This window comes from Streptomyces sp. NBC_01410 (genome assembly GCF_045040195.1).
Lineage (GTDB): Bacteria > Actinomycetota > Actinomycetes > Streptomycetales > Streptomycetaceae > Streptomyces.
Map to the genome: position 1 here is coordinate 3,925,572 of NZ_CP109530.1, position 24,298 is coordinate 3,949,869.

Below are 24,298 nucleotides of genomic sequence, written 5' to 3' on the forward strand. Positions count from 1 at the left end.
GTTGACGTACAGTCACCGCAACAAGCGCTTCGGGCATATTCCAGCGCGAAGGAGTACCCGTGGTGCATACTGTGCGACGCACGTTGCGGGGAGTCGAACAGAGGCTCGCAGCCCGTACTCGCAGGGGACGAGCGGCGCGCACTCCCGGGCCCGGAGCCGCCGCACCGGCAACTCCGTGACAACCCTGGCTCGGAAGCACTCGCATCCCACGGAGGGTACCGGAGCGTGACCCCGACTCCGGCCCGTGACGAGTCGTCCCAAGGACACAACCCGGTATCAACGCTCAGTGACGCTTCAGAGTGCTGAGGCCAAGGCATCGGCCTGGATCTCCTCCGCCTCCGCGGCGGTCAGCCACATCTGGCCGCGCAGCCAGGCCCGTTTGAGATGCAGATGCACCTCCGCCTCCCAGGTGAAGCCCATCCCGCCGTGCACCTGAAGACAGTCGCGGGCATTGCGCACCGCGGCCTCGTCGGCGAGGAGCTTGGCGCCGGCGATCTCGGTGAAGTCCCCGGTGACGGCGGCCGCGTAGACGGCACTGCGGGCCAGTTCCGTGCGTACGAGCATCTGGGCACACAGATGCTTGACTGCCTGGAAGCCGCCGATGGGCTGCCCGAACTGTTCGCGTTCCCCGGCGTATCGCACGGCCGTCTCCGTGGTGCGGGCGGCGCTGCCGAGTTGTTCGGCGGCGGTCAGGAGCACGGCGTCCGGGCGCGGCGGGGCCTTGGCGGGCGTCCCGTTCAGGATGCGGTGCACCGGGGTGAGCGGGTCCATGGACCGCACGGGACGGGTGCGGGGCAGGTCCTTCGGGTCCCGCGTGCGCATCCCGGCGCCGTCGATCACCAGGGCCGTATCCGCCTCGGTGAAGTGCGGGATCAGCGAGCGCAGTTGGGTCGCGCAGGTGACCACACAGGTGCCGTCCGCCGCCTCCGGGATCCGCTCGGCGGCGATATGGGTCGCCACCAGCGGCCCGTTCAGCAGTGCCCGGCCCGCCTCCTCGAAGACCAGGGCCGCCTCGGGCAGCCCGAGCCCGGCACCGCCCCGAGCCTCGGGCAGGCGCAGCGAGAAGAATCCGGCCGCGCCGAGCTCGCGCCACAGCTCACGGTCGACTGTGCCTCCACGTTCCGCGGCGGCCCGCACCGCCTCGGGCCCGAAGCGGCCCGCCAGCAATTCCCGTACGCCCTTCTGGAGGGCACGCTGGTCGTCGGTCAACCGGAAGTCCATCAGCGCCCCTTCGGCAGGCCGAGGATCCGCTCGGCGACGATGTTCCGCTGGATCTGGGAGGTGCCCGCGGCGATGGTGTACGAGAGCGAGGAGAGCCGGTCGGCGGCCCACTGCCGGTCGAGGTCGAAGGCATCGGGGCCGAGGACCTCGGCGGCCGCCTCGTACAGCTCCTGGCGCGCGTGGGAGTAGCGGAGCTTGAAGACCGAGCCGCCGATGCCGGGCACACCGCCCGTCTGCTGGGACTCGCTGACGTTCCACTGGATGAGCCGCCACAGCGCGCGGAACTCGGCGCCCAGACGGCCGAGCCGGCGGCGCAGCACCGGATCGTCCCAGGTGCCGTTCGCGCGTGCGGCGGCGGCCAGTTCGCCGAGCGTACGGCGGCAGGCGACGACCTCGCCGACGAAGGCCGTGCCGCGCTCGAAGGAGAGGGTGACCATGGTGACGCGCCAGCCGTCGTTCTCCTCGCCGACCCGGTTGGCGACGGGCACCCGGACCTCGTCCAGGAACACCTCGGCGAACTCCGCCGACCCGGCCAGTGTCCGCAGCGGGCGGACGGTGACCCCGGGCGCGTCCATCGGCATGGCCAGCCAGGAGATACCGCGGTGCCTGGGCGCGTCCGGATCGGTGCGCACCAGCAGTTCGCACCAGTCGGCCACCTCCGCGTGCGAGGTCCAGATCTTGGAGCCGGTGACGACATAGTCGTCGCCGTCCCGCACGGCTCTCGTACGCAGGGAGGCGAGGTCCGAGCCCGCGTCCGGCTCGCTGAAGCCCTGGCACCAGATCTCGTCGCCGCGCAGTACGGGCGGCAGCCAGCGTTCGCCCTGCCGGGCCGTGCCCTCGGCGGCGATCGTGGGGCCCGCGTGCAGCAGCCCGACGAAGTTCGCACCGACATAGGGCGCGCCCGCCCGCTCGGTCTCCTCCAGGAAGATCAGCCGCTGGGTGGGGGACGCGTCCCAGTGGACGTCCGCGTATCCGGCGTCGTACAGCATCCGCTGCCAGGTGGTGTCGTACGCCCGGCGGCCCGGCCAGTCCAGCGGGTCGGGCCGGGCGGGCAGCTTCGGCAGCGAGAGGTCCAGCCACTCGCGCAGCCGCGCCCGGAAGGCTTCCTCTTCCTCGGTGTACGTGAGGTCCATCAACGATCCAGGTCGAGGTCGAGCATGCGGATCGCGTTGCCGCGCATCAGCTTGTAGACCGTCTCGTCGTCCAGGCCCTTGACGTGGTCGAGTGCGACGTCCTTGGTGTGCGGGAAGGTCGAGTCGACGTGCGGGTAGTCGGTCTCGAAGGTGGCGTTGTCACGGCCGACGACGTCGAGGGACGCGACCCCGTGCTTGTCGCGGAAGAAGCAGCAGAACATCTGCCGGTAGTAGTACGTCGAGGGCGGCTCCGGGATCAGATCGCGCACCCCGCCCCAGGCCCGGTGCTCCTCCCACACGTCGTCGGCGCGTTCCAGGGCGTACGGAATCCAGCCCATCTGGCCCTCGCTGTACGCCAGCTTCAGCCGCGGGAACTTCACCAGGACGCCGGAGAAGAGGAAGTCCATCATCGAGGCCATGGCGTTGTTGAAGCTGAGCGCGGCCTGCACGGCGGGCGGCGCGTCCGGGGATGCGGCGGGCATCTGGGAGCTGGAGCCGATGTGCATGTTCACCACCGTGCCGGTCTCCTGGCAGATGGCGAAGAACGGGTCCCAGTAGCCGGAGTGGATCGACGGCAGCCCCAGATGGGTGGGGATCTCGGAGAAGGTCACGGCCTTCACGCCGCGTGCCGCATTGCGCCTGATCTCCGCGACGGCCAGGCCGATGTCCCAGAGCGGGATGATGCACAGCGGGATGAGCCGGCCGCCGCTGTCGCCGCACCACTCCTCGACCATCCAGTCGTTGTAGGCGCGCACGCAGGCGAGCGCGACCTCCTTGTCATGGGCCTCGGCGAAGGTCTGCCCGCAAAAGCGCGGGAAGGTGGGGAAGCACAGGCTCGCCTCCACATGGTTGAGGTCCATGTCCGCGAGGCGTTCCTTGGGGTCCCAGCAGCCTCGGCGCATCTCCGCGCGGGTGATGCCTTCGAGGGTCATGTCGTCGCGGTCGAAGCCGACGGCGGCGATATTGCGCTTGTACGGGAACTTGAGGTCCTCGTAGATCCACCAGTCGGTCGGGGGGCCGTCGGGATCCATGGTGATCTGGTATTTCCCGGCGACGTACGCGAGCTCGCCGATGCCCGCGGTCAGCGGCTGGGGGCCGCGGTCCCGGTACTTCGCCGGGAGCCAGGTCTCGAAGAGGTGGGCCGGCTCGATCACATGGTCGTCGACGCTGATGATCCGAGGCAGTTCCGTCATGGTGTCCCCTCCGCCGTGCCCGGTGCGGCCGCCGGACAGCGCTGAATCTGATGACCCGTCAGAAATCAGGCTAGCCCCGCACCCCTGGACCGACAAGGCGGTGGGCCCTACGCTCTCGGCACGATCTGACTACCCGTCAGCAATGGAGGGTTACGGACCATGAACGAGACCGCACACGCCCTGGGCGCATCGCGCACCCTCTGGGAACTTCTCCGGCGCAGGGCGGCCCTCACTCCCGACCGGCCCGTGTTCCTCCAGGGGAGCCGCAGCCTCACCTTCGGCGAACTGCGGGACCGCTCGGAGCGGGTCGCGGCCGGTCTGTGCGAACTCGGCGTGCGGCCGGGAAGCGTGGTCGCCTGGCAGCTTCCGACCCGGATCGAGACGGCACTGCTCTCCTTCGCACTCGCCCGCATCGGCGCCGTACAGTCGCCCGTCATCCCCTTCTACCGGGACCGCGAGGTCGGCTTCGCGCTACGGGAGTCCAAGGCCGCGTTCTTCGCCGTGCCGGGGACCTGGCGGGGCTTCGACCATGCGGGCATGGCGCACCGGCTCGCGCTGGAACTGCCCGAACCGCCGCTGGTCTTCGAGGCGTACGACACGCTGCCCGACGCCGATCCGGCGGTCCTGCCACCGCCGCCGGAATCCGGGACGGACGTGCGCTGGATCTACTGGACGTCCGGGACCACCTCCGACCCCAAGGGCGTGCTGCACACCGACCGTTCCCTCATCGCGGGCGGCGCGTGCCTGGCACACGCGCTGCACCTGTCGGCCGACGACGTCGGCTCGATGGCCTTCCCCTTCGCGCACATCGCCGGGCCCGACTACACGGTGATGCTGCTGCTGTACGGCTTCCCCGCGGTGATGTTCGAGCAGTTCGCGCTGCCCGACGCGCTGGAGGAGTACCGCAGACACCGGGTGACCGTCGCGGGCGGATCCACCGCGTTCTACTCGATGTTCCTCGCCGAGCAGCGCAAACAGCCCGGGCGGCCGCTGATCCCCAGCCTGCGGCTGCTGGCCGGGGGCGGGGCGCCCAAGCCGCCGGAGATCTACCACGCCGTCGTACGCGAGATGGGCTGCGGGCTCACCCACGGGTACGGGATGACGGAGGTCCCCATGATCACCATGGGCGCCCCCGACGACACGGCCGACAACCTCGCCACGACGGAGGGCCGACCGCCCGCGGGCATGGAGATACGCATCGTCGACGGCGAGGTCCGCCTGCGCGGCGAGGCGGTCTGCCAGGGCTACCTGGATCCGATCCAGTCCGCCGCGGCGTTCGACGGCGAGGGCTTCTTCATCACCGGCGACCTCGGGCATGTCACGGACTCCGGGCATCTCGTGCTCACCGGGCGGCTGAAGGACGTCATCATCCGCAAGGGCGAGAACATCTCGGCGAAGGAGATCGAGGACCTGCTCCACGAGCACGCGGGGGTGGCGGACGTCGCGGTGATCGGGCTGCCGGACGCGGAGAGGGGGGAGCGGGTGTGCGCGGTGGTGGAACAGGTGGCGGGCGCAGAGGAGTTGACGCTCGACGCCGTCACGTCGTTCTTGCGGGGGGCGGGGTTGTCGGTGCACAAGCTGCCGGAGCAGCTGGAGATCACGGAGGGGCTGCCGCGGAACGAGACGTTGCGGAAGGTGCTCAAGTACAAGCTGAGGGAACGGTATTCTTGACCGCTGCCGCACGGACAGCCGTGACGGCCCGCCGAATACGGCGGACCGTCACACACCTCGATCTCAGTACCGGATCTCAGTACCAGAGCTGATTCTCGGTGTTGGCGAATTGCCACACCTGCGTGTAGCTACCGTTCGCGGTCAGGTAGTTGTTCACGTCGAGCGAGCCGCCATTGAACCGGTTCTGCCACTCGTAGACGGTCTTGTAAGACCCTTCGAGCCATTTGGTTCCGTGTGCGATCAGAATCCACTGCTGACTGGACCGATCAATGAATCCGCTGCAGTTCCACTGGTGCACACGGACCCCGTTCCCCTTCCATGGGCCCTGAATGTCCATGCACTTACCCGTGTACAGGTTCCTGATGCGGTAGTAGGAATAGGACCCCACGGCCCCTTCCTTGCTGAAACACCAGAGCTGCGGCGTTTCATTGCGGTTCTCCCAGATCACCACCCGGCCACCGTCCTGGGTACTCGGGCCTGCCACCTCCGCGACTGTCCGAACGCCGTTGGCTTTCGTCGCCTGGACGGCGCCGAGCCACTGCGGCCTGCTGCCCGCGTTCCAGGAGCTTCCGTATTTGTCGAGACAGCGGTTGTCAGCCGCGCTCGCCGAGGAGGCCGAGGTCAGGAGTACGACGGTACTGAGGGTCACCAGCGTTGCCATGCTCAGGAGCATCGATCCGAAGCGCCTCAAGGCGTGTTTCACCGAACCCTACTTTCCTGTGCAATAGCCGGAACTGCAGGGGCGGAGATCTCTTCCGCAACAAATCAAGGAAAGGAATGCGAACCGCTCCAGCCCCCCGAGGCCCGGCATCCGAACTCTGCAAACGCAGAGCGTGCAGAGTCTATACCGGCACGTTGGCCTGAACCAATAGACGTGCGACGGAATCAGTCTCTTCCACTTTTACATCGCACGATCAAAAGCATGGGATCCGGAGCGTGTTCAGAAGTGGAACAAGGTCATTCCTCAGAGCCTACTCAGTGACGCCGCCGCGAACAGCACGTCCCGGATCGCCTCCCGGTCGCCGTCCTGGCCCGCCGCGGCCTCCTCCGGTGAGACGTGCCCCGCCACCAGGCGGCAGAACTCCAGGCCGTCCAGCGCCACTTGGGCCACCGACCGGTCCGCCGAGGCGACGGCCGCCGGGGAGTCCAGGGCGATGTACCAGTTCCCGCCGCCCGAGCCCTCGACCTCCAGGTGCAGTGAACGGCCGGGAGCGCCGGCCGCCACCAGGTGCCTGGCCGGTCCGGCGAGCCCCGCGCGTCTGCGGTCGGCGAGTGCCGCGGGCAGCAGCCGCGCCGCCAGGTCGATCATCCGGTGCAGATGGGAGCCGCTCGGCGGCTCGTACGGATAGTCCACCGCGTCCGCGATGTCGCCCGCGTGGATCCAGCACTCGAAGGCCCGGTCCAGCAGGGAGTCCCGCAGCGGCAGGGCGAAGTCCCCGTAGGACACGGACAGTTCGGCAACTCCGCGGCCCGCGAAGGACACGGTCCTGATCAGGGTGTGGCTCTGGTCGCGCCACGGCTCGCGGACGGCGCGCGTGCGCGGCAGGCCGGTGGCGCGCCAGTACGCCTCGGTACGATCGGCCGGCACCTTCGGCGCGTTCGCCCCGAGGGGATCGTCCAGGCCGAGCGCGCTCGCGACCAGGCCGTCGATGGCCATCAGATGCCCGATCACCCCGGCGACGGTCGTCCGGCGGCTCACCTCCCGTTCGTCCTCGAACCACTTGAGGTGCACCGGCGCATGCCACTCCGACTCGCCGATGTCCCGCAGCAGCGCGTCGAGCCGCGCCGTCTCGGCGTCGTACGGAGTCGCCCAGACGGGCACGGGGATACGCGCGGGCCTGCGCCCCAGGCAGTTCTCCAGCACCCGGAAGCGCAGCAGCGGGTCGAGGTCCAGGTCCCGGTCGGTGTGCAGCAGTGCGACGGCGTCGCGCAGCCGCAGGGCCTCTTCCGCGCAGGGCGCGCAGTCGCCGAGGTGCTGCTCGACCGCCGCGGTCTCCTCGGCGGAGCAGGCGGACAGCGCCCACGCGCCGAGCAGGGACTTCAGCACGCTGTGGGACGGCCGTTCGACGGGCGCGGGCGGTACTTCGGGTACGGGCCGCGCATCGGGCACGGTCTGTGCTGCCGGCTCGGGCACGCCGCGGAGCGGCAACAGGCGCGCGGGCGGGTCCAGATCGTCCGCCGCCGGCCGCGGCCCCGGTATGCGCGGACCGCCCCGCACTTCGTCGCGGCCGTCGTCGCCGGAGCGGCCGTTTCCGCGACCGCTGTCGAATGGCCCGTTCACAAGGAGCGTCCGTATCGGGGCGGGGAGGAGCCTTCCAGTGGGCGCGTGTTGGCGGTGGACAGCAGCTGGAGGCCGAGCCGCAGCCGGCGCCTGGCCTCGTCCTCGGTGACCCCGAGGTCGGCCGCCGTCTGGCGGTAGTCCCGGCGCTGGAAGTACGCCAGTTCCAGTGCGTCCCGCAGGGGCGCGGGCATGGAGGTGACGATGTAGTCGGCGCGGGCGGCGACCGCTGCCCTGCGTACCTTCTGCTCCAGTTCCTCGGTGGTGCCCTCGCCGCCCTGGGCGAGTGCTGCGGCCTCGGTCTGGCGCAGCCGGTGCACGGCCTGGCTGTTGGTGAGCCTGGCCACCCAGGAACGCATCGAACCGTGCTTGGGGTCGTAGGAGTCGGGGTTCTCCCAGATGTAGCCGAAGACCTCACGTGTCACCTGGTCGGCGGCCTCGTCGTCGTCGAGCACCCGGTGGGCGAGCATGTGCACCAGTGAGGCGAACTTGTCGTACAGCTCTCCGAGCGCGGCGGCCTCTCCCCGAGCCAGCCGCTGCTGCATCCTGCGGTCCCAGCGCGGCGGTGTGTCCTTTGCCATTCGGCCCCCAAGCCTGTCCCCTGTGCCTGTCGCCTCTTCGAATGTAGTGCGCGTTGCAGCGAACGCAGGCCCCTTTATGGCAAGGGCGCCCCCGATGGACAGGTTCAATGGTAGGGGCGGTCCGCTCCCGCAAGCCTGCCTTGAGCTTCGTGTTTCAGGCGGGAGCAGCGGGGCAGTGGCGTCAGGAAGGGCAGCTTCCGGATGTGTCCGGCCGCACGACAGCGGGCGCGGCACTCCGGATCGGCGTGAGGAGAGTCCCGACGTGATGCTCAAGGTGGACGAGACCCGGCAGGGCGCATGGACCGTGCTGCACGTCCGCGGAGAGCTCGATCTCGTCTCGTCGCCCATGATCCGCCAGCACGTACACGACGCGGTCGCCGTCGGCCGCCGCGATGTGGTGCTCGACCTCTCCGAGGTGCTCTTCTGCGACTCCAGCGGCGTCGGAGTGCTCATCGCCGCCCGCCGTCTGCTGCGCTCCTGCCGGGGCAGGCTGCGCCTGATACTGCCCGCCCACGGCGCCGAGGAGGGCTCGCACGTCAACCGGGTGCTGGGCGCCCTCGGGGTGCGGCGCCTGTTCGAGGTCTACGCGGACACGCACTCGGCCACCGACGACGAGGCCCAGCCGCTCTCCGCCTGACGCGGAAGCCGCCCCGCGGTCACCGTGTGACGCATCGCCGTCACCGGGCGTACCCGTAGATGTCGTCGTGATGTCGTCATCACGTAAATGGGGGAGTAGTTGCACGCGTCAGCGCTCGGAGTCGTACGCTCGCCCTCATGGACAGCGCAGAATACGAGCGCAAGATCGCTTCCCGCTTCGCCGCCTTCGACCAGGACGGCAACGGCTACATCGACCGTCAGGACTTCAGCGGGGCGACTGCCGCGCTGCTCGCCGAGTTCTCCACCACGGCCCGCTGTGACAAGGGCCAGGCCCTCTACAGCGGTGCGGAGGCGTTCTGGCAGGGCATGGCCGGGATCGCCGATGTGGACGGCGACCAGCGGGTCACCCGCCCGGAATTCATCACGGGCGCGGTGAAGAGACTGCGCGACAACCCCCAGCGGTTCGCCGAGATCGCCCGCCCCTTCCTCCACGCCCTGATCGCCATCGCCGACGAGGACGGCTCCGGCGTGACACCGTCCGCCGCCGAGCGCGTGCTGAAGGTGCTGGGCGTCGAACCGACGCTGGCGGCGCGGGTGGCGGTGGGCCTTGATGGGGACGGGGACGGGCGGATCACGGAGGAGGAGATCCTGTCGGGCTTCGCGGCGTACTTCGCCACGCCGGAGCCTTAGCCCTGCCTCCGGCGCTGCGCCCCAGACTCCGCTTCCGCAAAAGGCGCACGGGCTTGCCTGCGATCGAGGGCACGGCCCAGCCAGCCCGTTCGGCCTGAATACCAACCGTGGGCGAGAAGGGCTCGGCTGGGATTGCCGTTCATCAAGCTCGCTGCGTATCAGGAGTGCAGAGGCTGAACGGCGAAGGCCCCAGCTGCCTTTGGATCGGGGCTGCCGGGGCCTGCTTGCTCAGGATGGTCAGGGGCGGCCGAGGGCTCGGTAGGTCCATCCGGCTTCGCGCCAGCGGTCGGGGTTGAGGGTGCCGCGGCCGTCGATGACCTTGGGGCTGGCGACCCGCTGGGCGAGCCGGTGCGGGTCGACGTGGCTGAACTGGGACCATTCGGTCAGGTGCAGCAGCAGGTCCGCTTCCTCGGCTGCGGCGAACGGGTCCTCGATGTAGTCGAGTTCGGGCCGGGCCTTGCGGGCATTGTCGAGCTTCCCTGCTCGATCACGGGCTCGTGTGCGTAACGCTCCAGTACCCGGTCAAGGGAGAAGGTCGTGGCATCGACCGCCCGCCGGACTCGTCCGCCCAACATGGACCTGATCCGGCTCATCGAAGCCTCCGGCGCAAGCCACAAGTCCCTGGCTCTGCGCGTCAACCAGCTCGCCCAGGCCGCCGGCCTGGAAACGGACTACTCGCATACCTCCGTAGCGAACTGGTGCCGCCGTGGCATGACTCCGAAGTGGCCAGTGCCCAAGCTCATCACTCAGGCCATCGCCGAACGGCTCGGCCGACCGGTCGGCCTCGCGGAGATCGGTATGAGCGAGGCGGAGACGCCGGACGCCAACATGGGGTTGGATTTCCCGCGAGATCCCGCCGACGCAGTCCGCGCTGCCACTTCGTTCTGGAGCTCCGTGAACCGCCGCGACTTCCTCACCGGATCCGGCTTCACCGTGTCCGCCTTCACCATCCCCGTCACCCGGTGGCTGGTCACCCCCGCCGACGACACCGCCCACCACGCCGGTGGACAGCAGGTCGGCCGGGCAGACCTCGACGAACTGCGGGATGCCGCCGACGATGCCCGCCGCTGGGACTCGAAGTATGGCGGCGGGAACTGGAAGGCCAACTCCGTCACCGCATGCCTGCAAGAACGCGCCGCCCCGATGCTGCAGGGCTCCTTCACCGACGAGGTGGGCCGGGAACTGTTCTCCGTGACCGCTGAGCTGTCCCGGCTGGCAGGCTGGACCGCGTTCGACGTCGGCGAGCACGAAGCCGCCCAGCGGCACTTCATCCAGGCCCTCCGCCTCGCCCGCTCGGGCGGTGACGTCCAACTGGGCTGCTATGTCCTGACCACCATGGCAATGCAGTCGATGCTCCGAGGGTTCGCCAGCGAAGCGATCGACATGGCCCAGGGCGCTTTCGAACGAGCCAAGGGCCAGGCCGCCCCAAGGGTGCTGGCGTTCACCAAGCTCATCGAGGCCCGAGCCCATGCCCGCGAGAACGACCCCAGGGCCGCCTCACGAGCCCTGGCCGCATCCGAGGACCTCCTGGGCCAGGCGAACGCTGACAGCGGCCGGGAACCCGCGTGGATCGACTTCTATCACCACGCCCGCCTTTCGGCCGATGCCGCCGAGGTCTTCCGGGACCTGAAGAATCCCAAGGCCGCCCTCACCTGGAACCAGCAGGCCGCCGCCATGCCACCCGGAGTGTTCACCCGCTCCGTCGGCATGCGCCTCGCGATCGTCGGAACCGCCCACCTCCAGGCCCGCGACCTCGACCACGGCCTCGAACTCGGACACCGATCCATCGACATCCTCGCCCGCGTCCAGTCCAGCCGAGCCAAGGACTACGTGTCCGAGTTCAACGCCGCCCTCGCCCCCTGGCGCCGCGAACCGGCCGTCCGCGAGTTCATCCACCGAACCAGGAAGGAACTCGGCGTCGCCGCCTGACGAGCCCGAAGGTGTAGTCGGCGTGGTACGTCACCAGCTCAGCGGTCTCCGGAATCCGCAGGGGTTCCGGGCTTGGCCAGTGCACCGTTGGAGTTCATCCGCCGCCGCACGTGAACATGTGGCGACCTGGCAGGCCGAGCGAGAAGGGTTCGACAGCAGGTGCATGTCCTCCCGGCGCATGCCCAGGTGGCCTCCACTCGGCGGAGGTGCTCCCCGCAGCGTCGGGCGCCGTAGGTGTGCAACGGCCGCGGCTGCCAGGACAGCGCGGGCGCTTGCACGAACGGGCTCGTGCCGGGCAGGTTCCCGTGCAGCGCGAGCCGCAGGCCTACTCCCCGCCCACCGCCACGTTCGGGTTCCCGTCCCGCCCCTGTGGCTTGAGTTCGATCTGGATCGTGTGCGTCCTGTCCCGCGCCGCCGAGCCGCCGGCGCCCGCCGTCAGCACCCCGATGCGCAGTTCCGCGCGGCCGCTGCCCTCGCGGCGGACCTGGACCGCGAACTCCAGATTCACCTTCTCCACGCTGAACTTGAGGTCACGCCCCTCGCCCGCCCGCTGGGCCCGTTCCAGCTCGTCCCGAACCTGTCCGATCACCTCGGCCAGTCCCGCCACAGCGGCATCGTCACGCTCAGCCATCGCGCACCCCGTCTCCCGTAGTTATGGTTGGGAAGTATGAGGGAGCCGTGGCACACGTCCAACTCATCGTCACCCGAAGAGGGTTGGCGGGTCTGTCTGCTTCGTACGCAGGATCGCTCCGGCCGCCCGCTGGGCGCGGGGGTGCTGCTCCCCGGGGGACTGGTGCTCACCTGCGCCCATACGGTGCTCTCCCGGCCCGGACGCGACGGCACCCGCGCCCCCTTCGACACGGTCTACATCGACGTGCCCGCCGCCGCGCTGTCCGGTGATGCTCCGGAGCCTCAGCGCGCCCGGCTGCTGCGGGAGTATCTGGTCCTGCCCACCGCGCACTTCAGCGGCGATCTCGCCCTGCTCAAACTGGACCACGAGCCGCCCGTGCCCCACGCCGTGCTGCACCGCCAGATCCCGGCCCGCAATGAACCCGTGCACTTCACCGGCTATCCCGAGGACCTGCCGGGCGGTGAGCACCTCGACGCCCGGCTGATGGGGCGCGGCGGGCCCGCGCACCGGCCCGAGTGGGTGCAGCTGGACACCGAGGGCTCGCCGTATGTGGTCCGGCACGGCTACAGCGGCGGCGGGGTCGTGCACAGCCGCTCGCGCCGTCTCATCGGCATCGTGGCCCACCAGTTCGGCACCCCGCAGGCACCCGTGCGGCGGGAGCACGCGTACATGATCCCGACCGAGACGGTCCTCAAGCATCTGCCGCTGGAACGGCTCGGCCTGACGGTCACCGGCCCCCGCGCCGTCTCCCGCGATGTCGCCGTGGCACCCGACCGGACCGCGTCCGGCCGCGTCCCCGGTCTGCACCGCAGGCTCACCCGCTGGCTGGACGGTGAGCCGGACACCGACCCCGTCGAGCTGGCCTTCGCCGGTGAGGGCGAGCACGCGCTGCTGCACACCATCCGCTCGGTGCTCACCCTCGCCGACCGGGAGCAGAGCCCGCCCTCCGCGTCCGGGAGTGCGGCGGGCGAGCCGCAGGTGGGCAGCATCGACATCGCCGTCGACGCCACCAACCGCACGGCCGCAGAGCTCGCCGTCCACGCCGCCGAGCGGATCGGCCTGGAGGGCGGCAGATCCCACGGCGCGCGCCTGGAGCAGATCGCCGAGGAGAGCCCGCCACTGATAGCCGCATTTCTCGCCGTCGACCGGTCCGCCTCCGGGGACGCGGAGATCACGGCCCTGCTGCGCGCCCTGCTCGCGCGCGGCGACAGCCGGCTGCTGCTGGTCTTCAGCGACCCCGGCTCCCCGCTGCTCGCGCGCGTACGGAGCGAACTCCTCGATCCCGAGTGGGCAGATCGCCGCGCGGACCGGCTCGCCGCGCGCGTGAACCGGCTCGCCGAGTGCGAGCAGCGGTTACGGCAACTCCCCGCGCGTCCGGCCACCGCGGGCCGTCCCGCACCCCGCCGCCCCGACGGCCGGTCGCCGAAGCTGCGCCGCGAGCTCGAACAGCTCTGCCGCGGCGGGCCGTTGTACGAGTCGCCCGCCCTGCCGCACGCCCTGTTCCGGCTCGCCGTCGACGTCGAGACGGCGCTGCTGGACGCCGAGGCCGCCGAGCAGGCGCTGGCCGGGCCGCTGGGCCCGCACGAGTTCGTCGTGGAGCCGCCGGGCGACGGGCTCACCGATCTGCCGGTGGTCGCCGTGCGCGACCCGGACGCGCTCGTCACCGCACCGGCCGGGCCCCATCTGGCGGGCGGCGACCGGCTGCACCAGCAGTACGAGGTGGTCGGCCCGATCGGCCAGGGCAGCCACGGGCAGGTGTATCTCGCCCGCGATCTGCTGCTGGACAACCGGCCGGTGGCGCTGAAGGGAATCCTCGACCCCGGCAATCCGGCCGCGGTCCTCCAGGCCCATCAGGAGCGGCTGCGGCTGGTCAGCCTCAACCATCCCTCCGTGATCCGGGTCGTCAACTACGCGCGCCATCCGTCGGCTTCGGCGGAGTTCATCGTGATGGAGTTCGCCGACGGGGCGCCGCTGGAGTGGGTCGCGGCCGGTATCGGCCGGCAGCGTCCGCCGTTCTCCGGGCCCCGTGTGCGCGAGTTCATCGTCGTCTACGGACTGCTGATCCTGGACGCGCTCAGCTATCTCCACGACCAGGAGGGCCTCGTCTACGGCGATCTCTCCCTCACCAACGTGCTGCACTGCGGCAAGGGCATCAAACTCATCGACGTCGCGGGCGTCCGCAGACCTGGCACACCGGGACCCGTCAGCCACCGCCCGCCCGAGTCGGGCCCCTCGGGCGAGATGACGACCGCGGGCGATCTGTACACGGTCGGCGCGGTCCTGGACGAACTGCTCGCCAAGGACCCCGTGCCGCCGGCCGACCTCGGCACCCAGTCGCTGGAGCGCGCCCTGCGGCGCGCCATGGCACGCGACCCCAAGCGGCGTTACGCCACCGCCCAGGAGATGGCGCTCCAGTTGCGCGGGGTGCTGCGCGAACTGCGTTCCCTGCGGCTCGGCGAGGAGACCTTCGAGCCCTCGCCGCTCTTCGACCGGGCCGCCACCGCCCTCGACGGGCAGCTGGGAAAGGCCCCGCCGCTGACCCGCTGGCGGGCCGGCTGCAGCGGCGGCGACCCGGGGAACGCGAGCCCGGCGAGGCCGGCCGGACAGGACCAGGACGCGCAGGTGCCGGGCCCTGCCGAGGTCGCGGTGGCCCTGCCCGTGCCCAAGGCGGACCAGCAGGACCCCAACTGGAAGGAGCTGCAGCGCACTTCGTACGCCGACCCGGCCGGTCTGCTCCAGCTCAGCGACGAGTGGCTGCCCTCGCCCGAACTGCATCTGCTGCGCTGCCGCCTCCATCTGGAGCTCGCCCGTGACCAGCTGCGCGGGCGCGACCAGCAGCTGGTCGCCGCGGCGATGGAACTGGACAGGGCCGGGCGGCTGCTCGGCGACCGCAGGCGCTACGACTGGCGGCTCGACTGGCACCGGGGCCTGACCGAACTCGCCCACGGCCATGTGCGCCAGGCCCTGACCTGCTTCGACGAGGTGTACGACGCGATTCCCGGCGAGTACGCGCCCAAGCTCGCCCTCGGCTACTGCCACGAGAAGCTCGCCGACTCCACCTCGGACGCCGAGATCCGCGAGGGGCACGAGCAGCAGGCCATGCGGTTCTACGACGCGGTGTGGCGGCGCAACCACGCGCTCGGGAGTGCCGCCTTCGGCCTGGCCCGTATCCATCTCGCCCGCCGCAGCCCGGACCTGGCCCTGGCCTCGCTGGACGGCGTGCCGCCCGACTCCCGGCACCGCACCGCCGCCCGTACGGCGATGGTGCGCATCCACGCCGGCCCGCCCGCCGACGGGTCGCCGCCGACCGTGGCATCGGCGGTGCGCGCCTACGCCGCCCTGCGCAGGCTGGTCAGCCACGAGGGCCTCACCGACCGGCAGGCGTACGAACGGCTCACCGCCCAGCTCCTGGAGCTGCTGCTCGAACTGGTCGCCGCCGCCCGGGAGAAGGACCCGCTGGCCGAGCTGCGCGGCTCGCTGCCGCCCGGAGTCCCCGTACCCGCCGGTGAACGGGAGCTGCGCGAACAGCTCTCCGCCTGCTACCGCAAGCTGGCCGAGCAGGTGCCGCGTACCGACCTCGCCGAGGACGCCGAGCTCGCGGAGGCGCTGCTCGACAACGCGTACCGCACGCGTCCCCTCGGCCTGAGACACGACCGGGACGGGCACAGGAACGGGCGTCGCGCCGGCCCGGGCCGCGGAGCTCGGTCCCTGGCGCTGTGGCTGCCGCGCCCGCTCTGGCTGCGCGGCTCTGGGAAGGACGCATGAAGCTCCGCGAGCGGGTCCGGCCCGCCCTTACGCGGCTGCGCCTCGTCACGCCTCGCGCCCTGCCCGCGCTGCGCGGTCTCTTCCCCGCGCTGTGGCGGCGCGCCGCGGGCCGCACCCCCGGGGGCAGCTGCCCCACCGCCGCGTTCCTGCGCCGCCGCATGCTGGTCCTGCCCGTACTCGCCGTGGTCTCCCTCGCCCTCTCCGCGGCCGCGTACGGCGACATCCACGGCCGCACACAGCGGCTGCGCGACCGTTGCGCACCCGCGCTGGTCGATCTGGCCCGGGCCAGGACCTCCCTCGAACTGGCCCAGGGGCAGGCCGATGTGCGGTTGCTGAAGAGCACGACGCCCGGTCTGGTCGAGCTCGGCGAGACCTACCGCTCCCAGCTGACGGAGGCAACGCAGAGCCTCAGCCGGGTCGCCCGCTCCGGGGCCCTGCACAAGGGACAGGAGCAGGAGCTGCGGGTGGTCTCCGGCCTGGTCGTCGCCTACGGGGACAAGATCGCCTGGGCGGAACGGAACCGAACGAGCGATGTCCTGCGCGAGGCCGGGGTCGCCTACGCCGAGGACATGCTGCGCGGCCGGCACCGCGCGGTCACGCCGGGAACCGCGCAGGAGCCGATCTCCATCCTCGAACGGCTCCGGGAGCTGGAGCGCCAGCTCCACCGGGAGAACCACGACCTGGCGGCCTGGAGCCCGCTCACGCTGACCGGCGCGGCCGCCGCCGCACTGGCGGCCGTGCTCTTCGCCTTCGTCCTGCTGGGCACGTCGGTGTTCCTGGCCGACCGGCTGCGGCTGATCAGCGTGCAGTTGGCGGTGGCCGCGGTACCGGTGCTGCTGACTCCCGTACTGCTGGCCGTCGGCGGGTTCGGGGAGCATGCGGCGCAGGAGCGGTCGCGTGCGGCTGTGGGCAGGCTCGAATCTGTGTCCGCGGACGACGCGGCCCCGCGCCGGATCGAGTCGGCCGCGCGGGAGGCGGACGCGGCGATGCACGAGGCCCACCCCGAGGGCTGGTCGCTGACGGCGGGCATCGTCGTGCCCGCCGGCGGTGTCGGCGCGCTCGCCTGCGGCGTCACGCTCTTCCTCTACGGCCGCCCCTATCCGGCCGTCCGCCCCCGACGAAGGCTCACATGAAGCGCTTGAGGGCACTGCTGGCCTGCTGTCTGCTCACCGCCGCCACCGTGACGGCGGGCGGCTGCTCGGACGCGGCCGAGGAACGCACGCTGGTCGTCCTCGGCCCGTGGACGGACGGCGAGGAGCGGCCGTTCGTGGCGGCGCTGCGGCGTATCGGCGAGCGGACCGGGCGCAGTTACGTCTACAAGGGCACCCGCTCCCTGCGCGAGACGCTGCTCGCCCAGCTCCAGGCGGACGCGCCGCCGGACCTGGCGATCCTGAGCAGCCCCGGCGATCTGGCCGAGTACGCCCGCACCGGCGACGCGTATCCGCTCCCCGAGAAGGTCGCCGGGGCAGCCGTCCCGCCGTGGGCGCCGGCCGTGACCGTCGACAACGAGCGGGGCGAGGCCCGTACGCACGCCTACTGGGCGCCCGTGCGGGTGGACCTCAAGTCTCTCGTGTGGAGCCGTGGGCCGAGCGCTGGGGATGATCCGGACTGGTGCCTCGGCATGGGCTCCGGCGCCACCTCGGGCTGGCCGGGCACCGACTGGGTGGAGGATCTGCTGCTGCAGCGGCAGGGACCCGCGCAGTACGAGAGCTGGGCGACCGGGAAGACCTCGTGGCAGTCGACGCGGCCGGCGTGGGAGGAGTGGGGCAGGCTGCTGGGCGCGAACAAGGGAGACGACGGGAACGACGGCAAGGCCCTCGGCGCGGAGGGGCTGCGCTCCTCCTTCGAGCTGCTCGGCAACGGCCGGTACGGGCTGCTGAACCGGAGCGACTGCACCCACGAGCACCAGGGCTCGTTCATCCGCCGCCACTACGGCGACGACGTCCTGCCCGAGCCGACCGCCCGCTTCCTCGGGGCGAGGAGCGCGGGCGCGCACGTCTACGAGGTCTCCGGCGACCTGGCAGCCGTCTTCAAGCCCAGCGTCGCGGCGTGGGACCTGCTGGGCCGCCTCACGTCCCGCGAGGCGCGCGAGGACTGGGCGAAGGCGGCGAAGCCCGCGGAGCGGCCGTACTTCCCCGGCGGCACGTTCGGCTCCGTACCGCTGTCGCGCAGCACGCGGGCCGTCCAGGACCTGCTCGACGGGGCGGGCCAGATCTGCCTGGACGCCTCGGACGCGATGCCGCCGACGCTGCGGGACGCGTTCTACCGGGCGGTGCTGGAGTTCCTGGGCGCTCCGCGCAGCAGCACCCTGCTGACGCGGCTGCTGCAGCAACTGGAGGCGGAGCGGCAGCTGCAGGTGCAGGAGGACGCGTTCCTCCTCGACGACCTGTGCGACAACGCGCCCGGGCAGTCGCCCTAGGCGTGCTCAAGCTAGGCGAAGACGACCGTACGCCGCCCGTTGAGCAGGATCCGGTGCTCGGCGTGCCATTTCACCGCGCGGGCGAGCGCCTGGCACTCCACGTCGCGGCCTACCGCCACCAGCTGCTCCGGGGTCACCTGGTGGCCGACGCGCTCGACTTCCTGCTCGATGATGGGGCCCTCGTCGAGGTCGGCCGTCACATAGTGCGCGGTCGCGCCGATCAGCTTCACGCCGCGCGCGTGGGCCTGGTGGTACGGCTTCGCGCCCTTGAAGCTCGGCAGGAAGGAGTGGTGGATGTTGATGATCCGGCCGCTCAGCTGCTTGCAGAGATCGTCCGAGAGCACCTGCATATAGCGGGCGAGCACGACAAGTTCGACATTCTCGGCGCGTACCAGCTCCAGCACCTGCGCCTCAGCGGCTGCCTTCGTGTCCTTGGTGACCGGAATGTGATGGAACGGGATGCCGTACGAGGTGACAAGCTCCTCGAAGTCCGTGTGGTTGGCGACGACCGCGGCGATCTCGACCGGCAGCGCGCCCGTCCTCCAGCGGAAGAGCAGATCATTGAGGCAGTGGCCGAACTTGCTGACCATCAGGATGATCCGCATCGGCTCCTCGGCGGAATGGATCTGCCAGTCCATCCGGAAGGACTCCCCGACGGCGGCGAAGCCTGCCCGCAGCTTCTCCACGGTCACCGGCTCCTCGGCCGAGAAGTGGACCCGCATGAAGAACAGACCCGTGTCCTGGTCCCCGAACTGCTGACTGTCCTCGATGTTGCAGCCGGTGATGTAGAGATAGCTCGACACGGCGTGCACAATGCCCTTTTTGTCGGGGCAGGAGAGTGTCAGGACGTACTGGTCAGTCATCCTCGTAGACTGCCATATCCGCCGGTCCCGGCAGGGCAGGCGTCCGTCAGGCGGACCGCGTCATGATGCGGAGCACGTCCAGCGAGCGCGGCGGGGCGTCCGGGTCCTCGCCGTCGTTGGCCGAGAGGCGGACGTGCGCCTCACGGGCGGCCCGTACGGCCTCCGGCCAGCCGTGGTGCTCCAGATACCCCGATACGGGAGCGTCCGCGCCGACTTGGTGCATGATCCGCAGCACGCGCAGGACGGCGACGTCGACCAGCGCGGCCTCGCCCGAGTCGCGGAAGATCGTGCCGACGTACTTCTCGGCGGACCAGTTGTCCAGCCAGGTGTCCTCGACCAGGCGGTACACGGCGTCGGTGACGTCGCCGTACCCCTCGCGGCCGGCGAGCCAGCACTCCTGATGGAAGACGGGATCGGAAAGCATGTGCAGCGCCGAGCGCACATTGCTGCGCCAGCGCCACCAGGGCATGTCATTGAGCGGCATGCCGCCCATGGTGGATGAGCGACTGCCGCGACGGGAAGAGGGGACCGATCCTTGCTGCACGCCGTCGATCGTACGTTCCCCCGCCGGTCGGCCTGACCGCCCCCTGTAATTCACCTTCTCGTCACCCCTGGTTGAACAATGCTCACTGCGCCGTTACCCGGGAGGCGGAAATGTTCTTGACCATGACCGGTTGGCGACGTTCCTCCTCCCCCCGCCCCTCCAGGACCGCACGGGTTCGCGCCGTTTGGACGACCACCACGGCAGCTGTGGCGGCCGGAACGTCGCTGGTCGCGGGCTGTGGCGTGCTCCCTGGTGGCTCGGGGGGCTCCAGGGAGCCCGTCAAGGTGATGACCTTCGCTCCCGAGGACACCCGGGCGACGAACATGCCCGGCATGCCCGCGATGGCGAAGGCCTATGCCAAGTGGGCCAAGACACAGGACGGCCTGGACGGGCACGAGCTTCGCGTCATCTCCTGCAACGAGGAGAACAGCTCCACCGGCGCCGCCGCCTGCGCCCGGCGCGCGGTCAAGGAGGGCGTGGTCGCGGTCGTCGGCTCCTACAGCCAGCACGGCGACGCGTTCATGGCCCCCCTGGAGGCCGCGGGCATCCCCTACATCGGCGGGTACGGGATATCCGGAGAGGAGTTCACCAGCTACCTCTCCTACCCCGTCAACGGCGGCCAGGCATCCCTTCTCGCGGGCAACGGCCGGCAGCTCGCCGACGTGTGCGAGCGGGTCTCGCTGGTACGGCCCAACACCCTCGCGGGCGACGAACTGCCCCAGCTCCTCAACTCCGGCCTCTCCGAGGGCAGCCGGGACAAGTCCACCGACATCCTGGCGGCCGAGGACGCGACCGACTACACCTCGCAGGCCACGCAGGCCCGCAAGAAGGCGGGGGCCGGTATCACGTTCGGGTCGGACCGCCCCGGATGTGTGACGGCGGCACTCGGGGACCGCACCGAGACCTTCGTCGACTCCTTCCGGCGACTGCCCGAGGACAACCGCAAGATCCGGATCTCCTCCGTCATGGGCAGCGTCGGCCAGCCGCTCATCGACCGCACCGGCGGCCGCAACGGCCCGCTCGAAGGCGCGTACGTCACCGGCTGGTACCCGGACGCGGGCGATGCGCGCTGGACCGAGATGGAGAAGGTCATCCGCGCCCACGCCTTCGGCGACAACCGCATCGACCCCGCCGACGCGGGCGTCCAGACCACCTGGATCGCCTACACCGTGCTGCGGACGGTCATCAAGTCGCTCAACGCGGACAAGATCACCCCGGGCATGATCTCCAAGGCTCTGGACAACGGGGTGCAGGTGTCGACCGGCGGGCTCACGCCCACCCTGCGGTGGGAGTACGACGACATGCTCGGCGCGCCCAGCTTCCCGCGGATCGTCAACCGCAGCGTGACCTTCCAAGTGGTGCGCGGCGGGCGGCTGGTGGCGCAGAAGCCGGGCTTCGTGGACGTCACCAAGACGCTGACGGAATCCTCGACCCTCTGAGACCTTCTGAGGCCCTGGGGTGCTCTGAGGCCCTTTGACCACCGCGGCCGCTTCTACAGCTGCTCGCTGCGCCGCTTGGTGAGCCCGTACTTGGCGGCGATGTCGTTCCAGAGCCCCGAAGCTTCCTTCTTGGCCTTGCTCGCGTCACCGCTGGCGCGGTTGGCCAGGGCGGTCTGGCCGGTGTTGCGCGCCTTGCCGTCCTTGCAGCCCTTCTTGTCCTTGACCTGCTGGGCCCAGGCGGCGTAGTGGTCGTCCGCCGACGCGGACGCCTGCCAGGCCCTGGTGAGCGCCGAGGTCAACTCGTCGTGGCTGGGCAGCTTGTCGACGGTCAGACCGTCCAGCCGGGTCACCAGACCGCGGCGCTGCTGCGCGGCGCCCCGCAGATCGGTGGTCGCCTGGTCCAGGTTCTGGCACCGCTTGATGTTCTCGACCGAGCGGATCACCACGGAGCGGCTGTTGTTGCTGTCCGCGAGAAGCTTGTCGAGCGCCTCGGCCTGCGCCTTGGCGGGGTCGGCGGCGGACTGGGGGCTGCCGCTCGGGGCGGGGGACGTGGCGGCGACGTTCTTGCCGGTGCCGGAGTCGTCCTTCTTGTCGTCCCCGTTGAACATCACCATGCTGACGCCGAGTCCGAGTACGGCACAGCCGACGACGACCGCCGCGATGACCGGCGTGCGCGAGGACTTGCGCGCGCGGGGCTCGGGGTCGAGGTCGTGCGGCTCGTACTGCGGCTGCTGGTACTGCTGTTGGTGTTGGCGTGGCTGCTGGAACTGCACCCGGGGCGCCTCGTAGCGGGGCAACTGCTGGGTGGAGTCCGGAATCCGGCCCCCGGGCGCGTCCGTACGGAAGAGGCTGTCGAACTCCGCGGGAGGCTGCCTGTCCCCCGGAGCCCCCGGCCGGATCCCGAAGGGCGCGGCGCTGGGCGCGGGCGGAACCGGCGCGATGTACTGCGTGGCATCGGCGTCGGGCCCCGAGGCGGGCCCCCGGCCGGGCACGGCGCCGAGGAACTGCGTCGACTCGGCGGGGTTCTGGCCCGGCGGCGCGCCCGGGGCGACGGGAGGGATGTACTGCGTGGCGTCGGAGTCCGCGCCGGCGGCGGCGTGCGGGGGCAGGGCGTCCGGCAGCGGCTGCGACTGAGGCTGAGGCTGCGACTGCTGCGCGCCGTACGCACCGGGCTGCGCGGGCAGCACCTGCGTGCCGTACTCGGCGTCCGGGGCCGGGCCCTGCGGGTATCCGCTCTGCGCGGCGGGGCTCTGCGGGGGCAGCGCCTGACCGCCGTACCCGCCGTGCGGGGCAGGTCCCTGTGACGGCGCCCCGGCGGGAGGCAGCGCCTGGCCGCCGTACCCGGACTGGGCGGGCGCGCCGGGCGCGGGCAGCGCCTGGCCGCCGTACCCGGACTGGGCGGCAGGCTCGTGCGGCGGCAATGCATGCGCGCCCTGCTGCTGCGCGTGCGCGCCGTACCCCGGCTGAGGCTCCTGCGGCTGACCGCCGTACCCGGGCTGCGGGGCCTGGCCCCAAGCGTCCTGCGCACCCTGGACGTCCTGACCGCCGGACATATCCGGCATACCAGGCGCACCCGGTCCACCCTGCTGCGGTCCCCACGGCTCGCCCCACGGACGGCCGCCCGCCGGAGAGGCCTGAGCCTCGGAGCCCGGTATCCAGGGCTCGCTTCCGTCGGCGGGCAGCACGACGCCTTCGTGCGCGGGCCGAGCTGCAGGCTGCTGCTGCTCGTCACCCTGTCCGCTTTGCGTCACCGGGACTCCTACGTGTGGACCTACGGAATCGACGGCTCACGCTACCGGGTGACTCGGCCGCTCCGCACACACGCGTGGGAGCGGTGACAAGACTGCTGCACAAGACGCTGGTATTGCCCGGCGATACCCCGCGATCCCCCTCACGCCGCCTGGAGCTCGAGACGCGCCCCGAACTCGCGGACCGACGGCTCGTCCGCGTACGGCTCCAGCCGCTGCTGGAGATCGTCCAGGTACTCCGAACCCCGGCTGGAGCGCAGCGTGCCCAGCAGCTCCGCCGCGCGCGTGCCCGTGTGACAGGCCTCCTCGACCTCCCGCTGCTGCACCTGCGCGGTGGCCAGCAGGACGAGCCCGATCGCCCGCCGCCTGGCCCGCGACTCCGGCAGACCGTCCAGCGCGTCCGACGCATGGCGCGCGGCCGCCTCCGGCTGGCCGAGGTCGCGATAGCAGTGCGCCAGCTCGTCCGCGAGATAAGCCCGGTCGAAGTGGGCGATCCAGGCGGGGTCGTCGCCCGCCGACGGCTCGGCCTGCTCCAGCGCGCGCACCGCCTTCCCCGCCACCTCGTGGCAGGTGCGGGCGTCCCCGAGCAGGGCGTGCCCGCGCGCCTCGGCCGCCAGGAACATCGCCTGGGCCCTCGGCGTGACCCTCCCCCGGGCTCCTTCCTGAGCGGCCCGCGCCAGCTGGGCGATCTCGCGCGGATTCCCGAGCTGGGCCGCCAGATGACTCATGGAGGCGGCCAGCACATAGCCGCCGTATCCCCGGTCGCCCGCCGCCTGGGCCAGGCGCAGCGCCTGGATGTAGTAGCGCTGGGCGAGACCGGGCTGGCCGGTGTCGACGGCCATATATCCGGCGAGTTCCGTCAGCCGGGCCGCCGCGGCGAACAGTTCACGGCCGACCGATTCGCGGTACGAGCCCGAGAGCAGCCCGGAGACCACACTGTTCAGGTAGTGCACGACGACCGGCCGGACATGTCCGCTGCCGAAGCGGTGGTCCAGCTCGGTGAGCGCCGCCGTCATCGCCCGTACCGCTTCGACGTCCGAGGCCCCCACCCGCGCCCCTGCCGTACGCGCCACCTGACTGTCCGCGCCGGTGATCAGCCAGTCGCGGCTCGGCTCGACGAGAGCGGACGCGGCGACCGCGGAGCCGGACAGGAAGTCGCGGCGGCCGACGTCGCTGCGCCACAGCTCGCAGACCTGCTCGATGGCGCCCAGCACGGTCGGCGAGAAGAGCAGTCCGACGCCCGACGCGAGGTTCTTGCCGTTCGCCATGCCGATCTCGTCGATCGTGACCGTGCGCCCGAGTTTGCGGCCCAGCGCCTCCGCGATGATTCCCGGCGCCCGGCCGCGCGGCTGCTGTCCGCGCAGCCAGCGCGCCACCGATGTCTTGTCGTAGCGGAGGTCAAGACCCCGCTCGGCTCCCACCATGTTGACTCGACGGGCGAGGCCGGCGTTGGAACACCCGGCTTCCTGAATGAGCGCCTGCAACCGTTCGTTCGGTTGTCGGGCGACGAGAGGCCTGGCTGCCATGATTACCCCCTGAGGCCGCGGTGATCCATGAAGTGATCAATGCCCGGCGGATGTCGGACAATGCAGACTT

19 protein-coding genes and 1 pseudogene are annotated in these 24,298 nt (G+C 71.0%); 8 read left to right on the forward strand and 12 right to left on the reverse strand.

Going from position 1 to position 24,298, the window contains the following annotated elements:
* Positions 1-294: 294 nt before the first annotated feature.
* The 3 genes from OG741_RS17875 to OG741_RS17885 are packed head-to-tail and all read right to left on the reverse strand — an operon-like array spanning position 295 to position 3,547.
* Positions 295-1,221 carry an acyl-CoA dehydrogenase family protein gene (locus tag OG741_RS17875; RefSeq protein ID WP_405599046.1) on the reverse strand — a complete coding sequence of 309 codons (927 nt, stop codon included), beginning with the start codon at positions 1,219-1,221 and terminating at the stop codon, positions 295-297.
* Entirely contained in the window at positions 1,221-2,354 is a 1,134-nt protein-coding gene (locus OG741_RS17880; protein ID WP_405599048.1) for an acyl-CoA dehydrogenase, read from the reverse strand. Before OG741_RS17880 ends, OG741_RS17875 begins: the two co-directional genes overlap by 1 nt.
* Positions 2,354-3,547: an amidohydrolase family protein gene (locus OG741_RS17885; protein WP_405599049.1), complete on the reverse strand. Its 1,194-nt coding sequence runs from the start codon at positions 3,545-3,547 to the stop codon at positions 2,354-2,356. Before OG741_RS17885 ends, OG741_RS17880 begins: the two co-directional genes overlap by 1 nt.
* A 159-nt stretch (positions 3,548-3,706) precedes the next feature.
* Between OG741_RS17885 and OG741_RS17890 the strand changes: the two genes are divergently transcribed.
* The gene (locus OG741_RS17890; protein ID WP_405599051.1) at positions 3,707-5,218 is read left to right on the forward strand and encodes a class I adenylate-forming enzyme family protein; all 1,512 of its coding nucleotides are present in this window, start codon (positions 3,707-3,709) and stop codon (positions 5,216-5,218) included.
* A gap of 76 nt (positions 5,219-5,294) precedes the next feature.
* On the opposite strand, the gene OG741_RS17895 is transcribed toward OG741_RS17890, so the two are convergent.
* From OG741_RS17895 to OG741_RS17905, 3 genes are all read right to left on the reverse strand, one after another.
* Positions 5,295-5,879: an RICIN domain-containing protein gene (locus tag OG741_RS17895; protein ID WP_405599053.1), complete on the reverse strand. Its 585-nt coding sequence runs from the start codon at positions 5,877-5,879 to the stop codon at positions 5,295-5,297.
* Positions 5,880-6,182: 303 nt separating this feature from the next.
* On the reverse strand, positions 6,183-7,499 hold the full coding sequence (locus tag OG741_RS17900) for a zf-HC2 domain-containing protein (protein ID WP_405599054.1): 1,317 nt from the start codon (positions 7,497-7,499) through the stop codon (positions 6,183-6,185).
* Entirely contained in the window at positions 7,496-8,077 is a 582-nt protein-coding gene (locus tag OG741_RS17905) for a sigma-70 family RNA polymerase sigma factor (RefSeq protein WP_405599056.1), read from the reverse strand. Before OG741_RS17905 ends, OG741_RS17900 begins: the two co-directional genes overlap by 4 nt.
* Positions 8,078-8,339: 262 nt before the next feature.
* Here OG741_RS17905 and OG741_RS17910 point away from each other — a divergent pair, with 262 nt between their 5' ends.
* Both OG741_RS17910 and OG741_RS17915 read left to right on the forward strand, forming a co-directional pair.
* Complete coding sequence (locus tag OG741_RS17910) at positions 8,340-8,714, forward strand: STAS domain-containing protein (RefSeq protein ID WP_405599057.1); 375 nt, start codon at positions 8,340-8,342, stop codon at positions 8,712-8,714.
* A gap of 137 nt (positions 8,715-8,851) precedes the next feature.
* Positions 8,852-9,364: an EF-hand domain-containing protein gene (locus tag OG741_RS17915; RefSeq protein ID WP_405599059.1), complete on the forward strand. Its 513-nt coding sequence runs from the start codon at positions 8,852-8,854 to the stop codon at positions 9,362-9,364.
* 237 nt (positions 9,365-9,601) lie between these two features.
* Here the strand turns inward: OG741_RS17915 and OG741_RS17920 are convergent.
* Positions 9,602-9,841 (reverse strand): annotated as a pseudogene (locus OG741_RS17920) (UDP binding domain-containing protein); the annotation flags it as partial.
* 60 nt (positions 9,842-9,901) lie between these two features.
* On the opposite strand from OG741_RS17920, the gene OG741_RS17925 reads away from it, so the two are divergent.
* The gene (locus OG741_RS17925; protein ID WP_405599061.1) at positions 9,902-11,293 is read left to right on the forward strand and encodes a sporulation protein; all 1,392 of its coding nucleotides are present in this window, start codon (positions 9,902-9,904) and stop codon (positions 11,291-11,293) included.
* Between the two features lie 325 nt (positions 11,294-11,618).
* Here OG741_RS17925 and OG741_RS17930 read toward each other — a convergent pair whose 3' ends face one another.
* The gene (locus OG741_RS17930; protein WP_405599062.1) at positions 11,619-11,924 is read right to left on the reverse strand and encodes a trypco2 family protein; all 306 of its coding nucleotides are present in this window, start codon (positions 11,922-11,924) and stop codon (positions 11,619-11,621) included.
* Positions 11,925-11,960: 36 nt separating this feature from the next.
* On the opposite strand from OG741_RS17930, the gene OG741_RS17935 reads away from it, so the two are divergent.
* The 3 genes from OG741_RS17935 to OG741_RS17945 are packed head-to-tail and all read left to right on the forward strand — an operon-like array spanning position 11,961 to position 18,108.
* On the forward strand, positions 11,961-15,689 hold the full coding sequence (locus OG741_RS17935) for a tetratricopeptide repeat protein (RefSeq protein ID WP_405599063.1): 3,729 nt from the start codon (positions 11,961-11,963) through the stop codon (positions 15,687-15,689).
* Positions 15,686-16,822 carry a hypothetical protein gene (locus tag OG741_RS17940; RefSeq protein WP_405599065.1) on the forward strand — a complete coding sequence of 379 codons (1,137 nt, stop codon included), beginning with the start codon at positions 15,686-15,688 and terminating at the stop codon, positions 16,820-16,822. Before OG741_RS17935 ends, OG741_RS17940 begins: the two co-directional genes overlap by 4 nt.
* Complete coding sequence (locus tag OG741_RS17945) at positions 16,819-18,108, forward strand: hypothetical protein (RefSeq protein ID WP_405599066.1); 1,290 nt, start codon at positions 16,819-16,821, stop codon at positions 18,106-18,108. The genes OG741_RS17940 and OG741_RS17945 overlap by 4 nt, the downstream gene beginning before the upstream one ends.
* Before the next feature lie 11 nt (positions 18,109-18,119).
* Here OG741_RS17945 and purU read toward each other — a convergent pair whose 3' ends face one another.
* Together purU and OG741_RS17955 are read right to left on the reverse strand one after the other, a co-directional pair.
* Positions 18,120-18,971, reverse strand: a complete 852-nt coding sequence (gene purU / locus OG741_RS17950; RefSeq protein WP_405599068.1) for a formyltetrahydrofolate deformylase — start codon at positions 18,969-18,971, stop codon at positions 18,120-18,122.
* Between the two features lie 46 nt (positions 18,972-19,017).
* Positions 19,018-19,464 (reverse strand): hypothetical protein, encoded by a 447-nt coding sequence (locus OG741_RS17955; protein WP_405605629.1) that lies wholly within the window; start codon positions 19,462-19,464, stop codon positions 19,018-19,020.
* A gap of 173 nt (positions 19,465-19,637) precedes the next feature.
* Between OG741_RS17955 and OG741_RS17960 the strand changes: the two genes are divergently transcribed.
* Positions 19,638-20,954 carry an ABC transporter substrate-binding protein gene (locus OG741_RS17960; RefSeq protein ID WP_405599070.1) on the forward strand — a complete coding sequence of 439 codons (1,317 nt, stop codon included), beginning with the start codon at positions 19,638-19,640 and terminating at the stop codon, positions 20,952-20,954.
* 53 nt (positions 20,955-21,007) lie between these two features.
* Here the strand turns inward: OG741_RS17960 and OG741_RS17965 are convergent, their stop codons facing one another.
* Together OG741_RS17965 and OG741_RS17970 are read right to left on the reverse strand one after the other, a co-directional pair.
* Positions 21,008-22,705: a hypothetical protein gene (locus tag OG741_RS17965; protein ID WP_405599072.1), complete on the reverse strand. Its 1,698-nt coding sequence runs from the start codon at positions 22,703-22,705 to the stop codon at positions 21,008-21,010.
* 140 nt (positions 22,706-22,845) lie between these two features.
* Positions 22,846-24,228, reverse strand: a complete 1,383-nt coding sequence (locus tag OG741_RS17970; RefSeq protein ID WP_405599074.1) for a transcriptional regulator — start codon at positions 24,226-24,228, stop codon at positions 22,846-22,848.
* Positions 24,229-24,298: the final 70 nt, after the last annotated feature.